This window comes from Rhodococcus sp. CX (assembly GCF_015865005.1).
Taxonomy (GTDB): Bacteria; Actinomycetota; Actinomycetes; order Mycobacteriales; family Mycobacteriaceae; genus Rhodococcus.
This window is the reverse complement of the sequence record NZ_JADZGH010000037.1, coordinates 1-2,705: the sequence shown is the minus strand read 5'-3', so window position 1 is coordinate 2,705 and position 2,705 is coordinate 1. Positions and strand designations below refer to the sequence as shown.

At 73.2% G+C, this 2,705-nt stretch carries 3 protein-coding genes; 1 reads left to right on the top strand and 2 read right to left on the bottom strand.

All coding sequences use genetic code 11. The annotated features are described in order from the left end of the window. A partial coding sequence (locus tag I0Q12_RS03520) for an ESX secretion-associated protein EspG (RefSeq protein WP_231609936.1) occupies positions 1–886 on the top strand: 886 nt, incomplete at its 5' end. 1 nt (position 887) lies between these two features. On the opposite strand, the gene I0Q12_RS03515 is transcribed toward I0Q12_RS03520, so the two are convergent. Further along, positions 888–1,550, bottom strand: a complete 663-nt coding sequence (locus I0Q12_RS03515) for a histidine phosphatase family protein (RefSeq protein ID WP_197250618.1) — start codon at positions 1,548–1,550, stop codon at positions 888–890. Continuing rightward, positions 1,547–2,461 carry a prephenate dehydratase gene (pheA, locus tag I0Q12_RS03510; RefSeq protein WP_197250617.1) on the bottom strand — a complete coding sequence of 305 codons (915 nt, stop codon included), beginning with the start codon at positions 2,459–2,461 and terminating at the stop codon, positions 1,547–1,549. Before pheA ends, I0Q12_RS03515 begins: the two co-directional genes overlap by 4 nt. Between the last annotated feature and the right edge of the window lie 244 nt (positions 2,462–2,705).

Genomic DNA, 2,705 nt, shown 5'->3' with positions numbered 1-2,705 from the left:
CCGCCGTGCTCGGCGCCGACCCGGAACCGGGCCGGTGATCGCCATCGACACGCTCGGCGTCCTCGCCGGATCCGCGTCACCGGGACCGGTCCCGGTCAGCGACGACGAACTGCACGTCCTGCTCGGGATGGCGGCGGTACCGGAGGTGCCGGTCGTGCTGATGCATCGTCATCACCACGACAGCGACACCGAGCGGCAGGTCGCGCTCACCCGGGCCGCCGACGGACTCGCCGCGCGCGGCCTGGTCCGGGCCGGAGTGGCACACCCGGTGATCGTCGACCGGCTCCGCACCCTGGGCCGGCCGGCGTGGGAGATCGCGGTGCGGCGACTCCACGACGGCGCCGTCGACCGGTTGTGCCTCGCGCACGGCAGCGCCGAGGCCGGGGTGTCCGACGCCGGCTCGCGGACGGTGACCGTGCGGGCCGTGCCCGGCGGTTTCGTCCTCGACGACGTCGACGCCGGTTCCGTGTCCCCGATCGTGCAGATGCTCGGCCCGGCCGAACCGGCGCGCACCACCGGGGTCAGCCTGCCCACCGCGCGACTGTCCGCGGCACTGAACGAGGGAGCCGGGGACGGTGCGCGCACCACCCGGCTGCTGGCGGAGGCCGGGGTGCCGGCGGCGGAAGCCGCTGCCCTCGGGCCGGCGCTCGGGCGGTGCAGCACGTTCGCCGAGATCGTCGGGTTCCGGTACGGCGACGGGTCCACGGCCCCGGCCGGCGGGCCCGTCACGGTCTTCGAGACCACCGCGGGGCGGGTCGTCGGCACGTCGTCGGTCGCTCCCGACGGCACCGCGTGGACGACGCTGAGTTCCGGCACCGGCGGGTTCCTGCGGCAGGCGCTCGGCGACCTGGTGGCCCGGCTCGGACGCGACCGGCCGGACCGATAGCTCAGCCCATCGGGTCGTCGGCGCCCGCGCCTCCGGTTTCGTGGAAGGGCGCCTGGAAGGTACCCCACCGCGCACATTCCCAGCCGCCCCCGGGACGCGGCACCAGTTCGACGGTCTGGGTGTTCGCGAGGTGGTTGCTGGTCGCGAAGCTGCCCGGCACCTTGCCGAGGTACGCGGCGATCAGCCGGATCGCGGCACCGTGACTGACCACCACGACGTCACCCGATCCGTCGCCGAGGTAGTGCTCGCGCAGGTCTTCGACGACCGGCACGTAGCGGTCGATCACGTCGAGGCCGGATTCACCGCCGGGCACCCGTGAGCGCAGGTCGCCGCTGTGCCAGGCCTCGTAGACCTTCATGAACAGCTTGTGGGATTCCTCGTCGCTGCGGTCCTCGAGGTCGCCGGCCTGGACCTCGTGCAGTCCCTCGCGGACGGTCGCGGCGACCCCGGCTGCGAGTTCGATCTGGTGGGCGGTCTGCCGGGCGCGGATCGCCCGGGAGGCGACGAGCAGCACCGGGGGCCGGTCGGCCAGGTTGGTGCCGAGTGTATGTGCCTGGGCGATACCCAGTTCCGTCAGTTCGGCGCCGGGCAGCTTGGTGTCCAGCCGCCGCGCCACGTTCGCCACCGTCTGCCCGTGCCGGGCCAGGATCAATCTGCCGCTCACCGGTCTTCCTCTCCCCGTCGCAGCGCGTCGAGCCACTGCGCATCCGCCTCGTCCGACACCGGTGGCACACCGTTGTCGGCGACCGCCGCCCACGACCCGAGGAACCGGACCTGCGCGAATCGGTGCAGGGCCTTGAGTGCCTCGGCGACGAGCGCGTCGTCGATGTGTCCCACGCAGTCCAAGTGGAAGAAGTAGGTGCCGTATTCCTGGCGGGTCGGGCGCGACTCGATGCGGGTGAGGTCGATGCCGCGGGTCGCGAACTCGGTCATCGCCCGTACGAGCGATCCGGGTTCGTTCGGCAACTGCAGGATCACCGAGGTGCGGTCGCGTCCGGTGCGGGGCGGGGTCTTCGTGGGCCGGGTGAGCAGCACGAACCGGGTGCGGGCGCCGGTGAAGTCCGCGACGTTCTCGGCGAGGGCGTCGAGGCCCAGCCGCTCACCGGCGAGAGCGGTCGAGATTCCGGCGTCGGCCTTGCCGGCGGCGACGTCCTCGGCCGCGCCGGCGTTCGACGAGGCGGTGACGATCTGGGCCTGCGGCAGGTTGTCGGCGACCCACTGCCGCACCTGTGCCGCCGCGACCGGGTACGCGGCGAGGGTCCGGACCTGCTCGGCGGTGGTGCCGGGGCGCGCGACGACGGTGAACGTCACGTCGAGTTCGGTTTCCGCGACGATCTGCAGCCGGGGTCCGATGGACAGGGCGTCCATGGTCGGCGGGACGGATCCTTCGACGGAACTCTCGATCGGCACCACGGCACCGTCGACGTCGCCGTCGCGCAGCAGTTGCAGCGCGGCGGGCGGGCTGGCCGCCGCCACCCGTTCGACCGAGGCGTCGAAGATTCCGGTGTCCTCGAGGCGTGCGAGGGCCATTTCGGTGAAGGTCCCGGTCGGACCGAAGTAGGCGATGCGTGGCACGCCTACGAGGTTACGCATCGCACCTCGCGCTCCGGCCCCGTTGCGCTCGGGGTGACGGGAACCGTTATCCGCGCTAGCGGGTGAGGCCGAGGCCGGCCAGTCCCGCGACGATCGCGGCGGGGTCGTCGACCTCGACGGTGAGCAGGATCTCGCGGACCGCGGCGGCGGCCTCGGGGACGAGGGCGGCGAGGCGGGCCGCGTCGGGTTCGGCGACCGCCTGCCGCACGTCGAATCCGCTCAGTGC